Source organism: Stenotrophomonas maltophilia complex sp. Om-AH-Sm3 (assembly GCF_059337855.1).
In genome coordinates, this window is the sequence record NZ_JBYBLQ010000004.1 from 290,235 (window position 1) to 298,047 (window position 7,813).

At 66.9% G+C, this 7,813-nt stretch carries 7 protein-coding genes; 4 read left to right on the forward strand and 3 right to left on the reverse strand.

Features of this window, described 5'->3' with window-relative positions; genetic code table 11:
• Nucleotides 1–10: 10 nt before the first annotated feature.
• Nucleotides 11–670, reverse strand: coding sequence for an orotate phosphoribosyltransferase (gene pyrE / locus AC10QF_RS07660; protein WP_005420471.1), 660 nt, complete (start codon nucleotides 668–670; stop codon nucleotides 11–13).
• Nucleotides 671–831: 161 nt separating this feature from the next.
• Here pyrE and AC10QF_RS07665 point away from each other — a divergent pair, with 161 nt between their 5' ends.
• The 3 genes from AC10QF_RS07665 (at nucleotide 832) to AC10QF_RS07675 (ending at nucleotide 3,242) form a co-directional block, all read left to right on the forward strand.
• The gene (locus tag AC10QF_RS07665) at nucleotides 832–1,632 is read left to right on the forward strand and encodes an exodeoxyribonuclease III (RefSeq protein ID WP_069140053.1); all 801 of its coding nucleotides are present in this window, start codon (nucleotides 832–834) and stop codon (nucleotides 1,630–1,632) included.
• Complete coding sequence (locus AC10QF_RS07670; RefSeq protein ID WP_005420467.1) at nucleotides 1,629–2,933, forward strand: AmpG family muropeptide MFS transporter; 1,305 nt, start codon at nucleotides 1,629–1,631, stop codon at nucleotides 2,931–2,933. The genes AC10QF_RS07665 and AC10QF_RS07670 overlap by 4 nt, the downstream gene beginning before the upstream one ends.
• 78 nt (nucleotides 2,934–3,011) lie before the next feature.
• The gene (locus AC10QF_RS07675; protein WP_005420465.1) at nucleotides 3,012–3,242 is read left to right on the forward strand and encodes a hypothetical protein; all 231 of its coding nucleotides are present in this window, start codon (nucleotides 3,012–3,014) and stop codon (nucleotides 3,240–3,242) included.
• A 68-nt stretch (nucleotides 3,243–3,310) separates the two neighbouring features.
• Here the strand turns inward: AC10QF_RS07675 and AC10QF_RS07680 are convergent, their stop codons facing one another.
• Both AC10QF_RS07680 and AC10QF_RS07685 read right to left on the reverse strand, forming a co-directional pair.
• On the reverse strand, nucleotides 3,311–4,438 hold the full coding sequence (locus AC10QF_RS07680) for an anhydro-N-acetylmuramic acid kinase (protein ID WP_065179716.1): 1,128 nt from the start codon (nucleotides 4,436–4,438) through the stop codon (nucleotides 3,311–3,313).
• A 66-nt stretch (nucleotides 4,439–4,504) separates the two neighbouring features.
• Nucleotides 4,505–5,977 (reverse strand): M23 family metallopeptidase, encoded by a 1,473-nt coding sequence (locus AC10QF_RS07685; RefSeq protein ID WP_069140051.1) that lies wholly within the window; start codon nucleotides 5,975–5,977, stop codon nucleotides 4,505–4,507.
• Between the two features lie 167 nt (nucleotides 5,978–6,144).
• Between AC10QF_RS07685 and tyrS the strand changes: the two genes are divergently transcribed.
• Nucleotides 6,145–7,356, forward strand: a complete 1,212-nt coding sequence (gene tyrS / locus AC10QF_RS07690; protein WP_005420460.1) for a tyrosine--tRNA ligase — start codon at nucleotides 6,145–6,147, stop codon at nucleotides 7,354–7,356.
• The last annotated feature ends 457 nt before the right edge of the window (nucleotides 7,357–7,813 follow it).

Consider the following 7,813-nt stretch of genomic DNA (forward strand, 5'->3'; position numbering starts at 1 on the left):
CCTGGGTCGGTCAGCGGATCGAACGGACGCCGTACTGGGCCCGGTAGGCTTCCAGCGGCTGGCGGTAACCCACAAGTTCCGGGTTGCCGGAGGCGAAATCAAGCAGATCGGCCAGCGACGCCACGGCGATCACCGGAATCCCGGCCTCTTCGGCCACCGACTGCGCCGCCGAGCGGCGGTCGGTTTCCGAGGCGATCTCCTGACGGTCCAGGGCTACCACGATGCCGGCCGGGGTGCCGCCGGCAGCGCGGATGATGCCCAGCGCTTCGCGGATCGCGGTACCGGCGGTGATCACGTCGTCGACGATCAGCACGCGCTTGCCATTCATGTCAGCGCCGATCAGCTGGCCACCTTCGCCGTGGTCCTTGGCTTCCTTGCGGTTGAATGACAGCGGCAGGTCGCGGCCGCGCTGGGCCAGCTCGCAGGCCATCGCGGTGGCCAGCGGGATGCCCTTGTAGGCCGGGCCGAACACCACGTCGTACTTGATCCCGCTGGCATCGATGGCATCGGCATAGCAGGCGCCGAGCTGGGACAGCAGCGAACCGGAGTCGAAACGGCCGGCGTTGAAGAAATAGGGGCTCAGCCGGCCGGACTTGAGGGTGAACTGGCCGAAGCGCAGGGCGTCGGCGGTCAGGGCCAGCTGCAGGAAACGGTGGCGGTGGTCGCTCATCAAAACTCGATTCATCTTCATTTGGAGCACAAATCCTAATCCAGCTGGGCGTTTCGCGCTCGTCCGGCCCCGCGTGAAGCCTGTCGCGGCGTTGCCTGGCGGACTGCGCAGCCCCACGGGCAACCGGTATGCTTGCCCGGTTTCCCGCCGCAGGTCCCCGCATGCGCATCATCAGTTTCAATGCCAATGGCATCCGTTCCGCCGCGACCAAGGGCTTCCTGGACTGGTTCCGGGCCCAGGACGCCGACGTCCTGTGCATCCAGGAAACCAAGGCCCAGGAAGACCAGCTGACCGACCCGATGTTCCGTCCGGATGGCCATCACTGCTTCTACCGCGACGCCATCACCAAGAAGGGCTACAGCGGCGTGGCGATCTACAGCAGGCGCGAGCCGGACCAGGTCATCACCTCGCTGGGCTGGGCGCCGTTCGACGACGAAGGCCGCTACATCGAGGCGCGCTACGGCAACCTCAGCGTGGTCTCCTTCTATATTCCCTCCGGCAGCTCGGGTGACCTGCGCCAGGGCTTCAAGTTCGAAGTGATGGAATGGCTGCGGCCGATCCTGGAGGAGTGGGCGCGCAGCGGCCGCGACTACGTGCTGTGCGGCGACTGGAACATCGTGCGTTCGGCGCTGGACATCAAGAACTGGAAGTCCAACCAGAAGAATTCCGGCTGCCTGCCGGAGGAGCGCGACTGGCTCAACGCCCTCTGCGCCGACCATGGCCAGGCCACCGATGTCGCCGCCGGCCGCGGTTGGGCCGATGCCTACCGCCTGCTCAATCCCACCGGCGAGGATTACACCTGGTGGAGCAACCGCGGCGCCGCCCGCGCCAACAACGTCGGTTGGCGCATCGACTACCAGTTCATCACGCCGGGCCTGCGCGACAAACTGCGTAGCTGTTCGATCTACCGCGACGAGCGCTTCTCCGACCACGCCCCGTTCACCGTGGACTACGACCTGTGACCGAGGCCGCCACGCCGGTCAGCTACAAGGGCTGGGCAGGCATCAAGCGCGCCTTCGGTACCCCGTCGGCGCTGACCATGGCCATGCTTGGCTTCGGCAGTGGCCTGCCGTTCCTGCTGATCGCTTCGCAGACGCTGTCCACGCGCCTGCGCGACGTCGGCCTGGACCTGGGCAGCATCGGCCTGATCAGCCTGGCCAGCTTCTTCTACCTGCTCAAGTTCCTGTGGGCGCCGCTGCTGGACCGCTATGCATTTCCGCTGCTGGGCGCGCTCGGCCGCCGCCGTTCGTGGCTGCTGGTATCGCAGGTGCTGGTGCTGGTCGGCCTGGTCGCACTGGCCTTCGTGCGGCCGGAAGAGGGCGTCTGGCCACTGGTGATGTGGGTGCTGGTGGCGTCGTTCGCTGGCGCCACCCAGGACTCGGCGGTCGACGCCTACCGTATCGAGATCGCTCCGCAGACCGCGCAGGCCGCGCTGGCGGCCACCTATACGCTGGGCTACCGGATCGGCCTGATCCTGGCCGGTGCCGGCGCGCTGTACCTGGCGCAGTTCGAAGGCTGGATCGTCGCCTACCTGGCGATGGCCGCGCTGATGCTGCTGCCGATCGTCACTACCCTGCTGTGCGCCGAACCGGAGCGCCCGGCCACGGCGGTGCAGCGTCGCATCGATATCGCCGAAGCCTTCGTCCAGCCCATCTCCAGCTTCTTCAGCCGTAATGGCCTGGCGTTGGCACTGGTGCTGCTGGCCTTCGTCGGCCTGTTCAAGTTCCCCGATCAGGTGATCGGCGTGATGGCCGGGCCGTTCTATCTCGATTCGGGGTTCGACAAGGCCGACATCGCCACCGTGTCCAAGCTGTTCGGTGTATGGATGGGGATCGGCGGTGCGTTCCTGGGGGGTATTGCGGTGGCCGCATTCGGCTTCCGGCGCATGCTGCTGGTGGCCGCACTGGGCGTGGCGATGTCCAACCTCGCCTTCCTGCTGATGGCGCACAACCCAGGCAAGCTGTGGGCGTTCTATGCCGCGCTCAGTGCCGACAACCTGTTCCAGGGGTTCGCCGGCACCGTGCTGGTGGCCTTCATGTCGTCGCTGACCGACCGCAACTTCACCGCCACGCAGTACGCATTGCTGGTATCGCTGGCCAACCTGCCGGGCAAGTTCATCGGCGGTGTCTCCGGATACATCGTTGAGGCGACGTCCTACAGCACGTTCTTCATCCTCAGCTCGATCACTGTGGTGCCGACCCTGCTGCTGCTGGCCTGGCTGTGGCCGCGGATCGCCGACCGCGGGCCGCCGCCGGTCGCCTGATTGCCTGCCCGCCCGGACTGCGGGATCATCGCCCCCGACGCGCCGAGGGGGCGGTGCCTTGCGAACGGGGAAGTGAGCATGGCCGACGTTGTGCTGCGGGACCTGGACCCGCTGCTGCTGGAACGTATCCGACGTGTCGCGGTCGCCCGCGGCTGGACCCATGAACAGACCTGCGCCGCCTTGTTGGAGCAGGGCCTGTTCAGCAGTGAACTGGAGGTCCGCTCCGGTTTCGGCGATCCCGAAGTGGACGCCCTCTCCGACGCCATCGCCGCCCTGCAGGCCTTGCCCGCAGGGCAGGGCTTCGATTAGCGGCTTTGTAGAGCCAAGCCCACGCTCGGCTGCCCGGTGAATCCACGCCATGCGTGGATGGCGCCACCTCACGCCAGGTGGACTGCCCCCAGGATCCGCGGCCCCTTGGCTCCGGTCACGCTCGGCAGGTTGCCGGCCAGCCCGTCCATCGTCCGCTGCGCCAGCCAGGCGAATCCCATCGCCTCCACGTACTCCGGGTCCAGCCCATGCACCGCGCTGGACTCCACCTGCACCTCCGGCAGCCGCGCCGCTAGCCGCTTCATCAGCTGCCGGTTGCGTACGCCGCCGCCACAGACCAGCAGGCGCCGGGTCTGCGGCTGCTGCGCCAGCAGCGCATCGGCCACGGTTGCCACGGTCAGCTCCAGCAGCGTGGCCTGCACATCGGCAGCGGCATATTCGCCTTCCCCCATGTGCGCCTCGGCCCAGGCCAGGTGGAACTGCTCGCGCCCGGTGCTCTTCGGCGGCGGCAGCGCGAACCACGGGTCCGAACGCCAGCCGGCCAGCAGGCCCTCGTCCACCGCGCCACTGGCGGCATACGCGCCATCGGCATCGAAGGTACGGCCGGTGTGGCGCTGGCACCAGGCATCCATCAGCGCGTTGGCCGGGCCGGTATCGAAGCCGCGCACCGCGCCTTCGCGCGGGATCAGGGTCAGGTTGGCGATGCCGCCCAGGTTGAGCACCGCGCGGTCTTCATCGGCGGCACCCAGCATGCCCAGGTGGAAAGCCGGCATCAGCGGCGCACCATGCCCCCCGGCCGCTACGTCGCGACGGCGGAAGTCGGATACTGTGGTGATTCCGGTCAGTTCGGCGATGCGGTTGCCGTCGCCCAGCTGCACAGTGAACGCCGGATCGGCCAGCGGGCGGTGTCGCACGGTCTGGCCGTGCGAGCCGATCGCGCGCACCTGGCTGCGGTCCACGCCGGCTTCGGCCAGCAGCTGGTTGGCGGCCTCGGCGAAGTTGATCGCAATCCGCGCGTCCAGTTCGCCCAGCTCCTCCAGCGAATCCAACGGGCCACCTTCGCCCAGCGCCACCAGCCGCGCGCGCAGCACCGGTTCCCAGCGGGCGGTCAGGCCGTGCACGAAGCGGCAGCCACCGCCCGCGGGAAACTGCACCAGCGCAGCGTCGATGCCGTCGGCGCTGGTGCCCGACATCAGGCCAAGGTACAGGGGGGCGTCAGCGTCGGCAGTGGTGTTCATGGCGGGCATAAAAAAAGGACGCGGCAAGCTTGGGCTGCCGCGTCCTTGTTCGTCAACGCAGCGCGCTCAGCCGCGCTTGCGGCCGGTTGCCTGCTTGTCCTTGGCGCTGGCCACCTCGGTGGCGGCCTCGTCGCGGCTGGTCGGTGCCGGGCTGGCATCGGCGTAGATCAGCTTCTCCATGCCCTGGATGCGGGCCATCGCCGGCGCGGTCTGTGCGCGGAAGGCGACCAGCTCGGCGCCCTTCAGCGGCTCCGGCGGCGGCATGGTCACGGTCAGCGGGTTGCGGTGCTCGCCGTTGACGCGGAATTCGTAGTGCAGGTGCGGGCCGGTGGCCAGGCCGGTCGAGCCGACGTAGCCGATCACCGTGCCCTGGGCCACGCGCTGGCCGGTCTTGATGTTCGCAAAGCGCGACATGTGCCCGTACAGGGTGGTGTGGCCGCGGCCGTGATCGAGGATCACCACGTTGCCGTAGCCGCGCTGCACGCCGGCGAACTGCACGCGGGCATCGCCGGCGGCCATGATCGGCGTGCCGGTGCGCGCGGCGTAGTCCACGCCCTTGTGCATGCGCATCTTGCCCAGCACCGGGTGCTTGCGTGCGCCGAAGGTCGAGCTCAGCCGCGCGAACGGGATCGGCATGCGGATGAAGCTCTTCTTCAACGAACGGCCGTTGATGTCGTAGTACTCGGACTTGCCGTTGCGGTCGAAGCGGAAGCCGGAATAGGTCTTGCCCCCGGTGGTGAAGGTCGCCGCCAGGATCTTGCTGGTGTCCACCTTCTCGCCTTCGCGCCAGGTCTCGTCCATCACCACGCTGAAGCGGTCGCCCGGCTGCAGGTCCTTCGAGAAGTCGATGTCGTACTTGAAGATGTCGTCGGTCATCGTCGCGATCGCCGACGGCGACAGCCCGGCCCGGCGGGCCGCGGCATACAGCGAACTGGTGATCTCGCCGCTGGTGACCACGGTACGCGTGGAGGTCTCGCGCCGCGTCACCTTCTCCTTGATGTCATCGCCGGTCAGGCTCAGTTCCACCCGGTTATCGGCGTCGCGATCGAAGCGGATGCTGCGCAGGTCGCCGGACAGCGGCATGTCGAAGGCGATCTCGGCGCCCGGGCGCAGCTTGGTCAGCGCCTCGCGCGCACCGGGGTGCTCCAGCACCCGGTGCAGGGTGGTGGCCGGAATGCCGGCCTTGTCGAACAGGTCGCTCAGGGTCTGGCCGCGCTGGATGCGCAGCACCTGCCAGCTGTCGCCCGGCACCTGCTGCTGGCGGGCCATGGTCAACGGCGGCAGCGGCAGCGCCAGGCTCGTGTGGCTGTCCGCGTAAGGCGCATCAATGGTGTGCGAGAAACCGGGGACGATCGTCGCCACCAGGGCGCCGATGGTCGCAAACAGGCTGGCGTGCATCCAATGGCGGCGGGTCCAGCGCTCATTGAAGGCGGCGGGAAGGTGTTGCCTGAGCTTCCGATGCAGGGCGTTGTCGTGCAGGACGTGAAGGCGTTCCTGGAAGCGCTGCTTGCGTGCGCGCCCTTGTTCGGAATTGTGCATCGGCGGTTTTTTCCTGGCAGCCCGGGAGCGCGGGCCTGATCGCCGGTTACCATAGACACCTGAGAAAACCGCGTCAAACCCTTGTGCCCATTGGCTTTTGTGAAGCCAATCGGGTTAACTTTGCTTTAACACCCCACACAAGAATCGGCGTTGCCGGGAGTAGTCACGTGTCCTCGATTGAAGAAGCCCTTGCCCTGATCGGCCGCGGTGCCGACGAGATCCTCAAGCTCGAGGATCTGCGTGCGCGCCTGCAGGAAGGCCGCCCGCTGCGGATCAAGGCCGGCTTCGACCCCACTGCGCCCGACCTGCACCTGGGCCACACGGTGCTGCTGAACAAGATGCGCCAGTTCCAGGACCTCGGCCACCAGGTCATTTTCCTGATCGGCGACTTCACCGGCATGATCGGCGATCCCTCGGGCAAGAGCCTGACCCGCAAGCCGCTCAGCCGCGATGACGTGCTGGCCAACGCCCGTACCTACGAGGAACAGGTGTTCAAGGTGCTCGACCGCAGCCGTACCGAAGTCCGCTTCAACTCGGAGTGGTTCGGCAAGATGGGCGCGGCCGACATGATCCGCCTGGCCGGCCAGCACACCGTGGCACGCATGCTCGAGCGCGACGACTTCGCCAAGCGCTATGCCGCCCAGCAGTCCATCGCCATCCATGAGTTCCTGTACCCGCTGGTGCAGGGCTACGACTCGGTGGCCCTGGAGGCCGACGTCGAGCTGGGCGGTACCGACCAGAAGTTCAACCTGCTGATGGGCCGTGGCCTGCAGGAACACCATGGCCAGAAGCCGCAGGTGGTGCTGACCATGCCGCTGCTGGAAGGCCTGGATGGCGTCAACAAGATGTCCAAGTCGCTGGGCAACTACATTGGTATCAGCGAGCCGGCCATCGACATCGTCACCAAGACCATGAAGGTGGACGACACCCTGATGTGGCGCTGGATCGAGCTGCTGTCCTTCGACATCAGCCAGGCCGAGGCCGTGCAGCTGCGCGAGCAGGTGGCCAATGGCGGCCTGAACCCGCGCGTGGTCAAGCTGCGCCTGGCGCGTGAGCTGGCGACCCGTTTCCACGACGCCGTGGCGGCAGAGCAGGCGATTGCCGGCTGGGAGGCGGCGGTGACCGGGCAGGGCGACATCACCCAGTTGCCGCTGCAGGATGTGGCGATCCCGGCCGAAGGCCTGCGTATTGCCGCGTTGCTGACGGCGGCCGGCCTGACCCCGAGCAACTCCGAAGCCAACCGCAAGCTCAAGGAGCGCGCGGTGAAGGTGGACGGTGAAGTGGTCGAAGACGGCCAGCAGGTGCTGCAGCCGGGCTTCGAAGGCCTGCTGCAGGTCGGCAAGCGCACCTTCGCCCGCGTGCGCCTGGTCGCTGGCTGAGAAGAAGGAAGGGCCGGCGCCAGCCGGCCCTTCCTTTTGCTCTTGTAGGGCCAAGCCCACGCTCGGCTGCTCTTCACGGGTTCCTGCCGCAGCGCGGCGCATGAACCGATGCAACATCCGGTGAAAAAAATCGCCACACCCCCTTCACAAATGATCGGAATGGGGACATACTTCTCCTCCCCCGTCGCAGGGGTCGCCCCCAAGGGGCTTCAGCGACAACAGGGCGCCCACCACCGCCGAACGAGATGATCGAACGAAGGTGTTGACGGACTGAAAAAGTCTGGCATAATGGGCGGCTCGCCACGAAGGAAACTTCGCGGCACACGGGAGCGGCGCTGAGGCCACTTCCCCGGATCTTTGAAAGTATGCGCAGGTATCTTGTGAAGGCGCCTGCAGGAAGGATGATTGTCCATCTTGCAGACGTTTGATCAAGCAACTATTAATTGTTTTAAAGCAA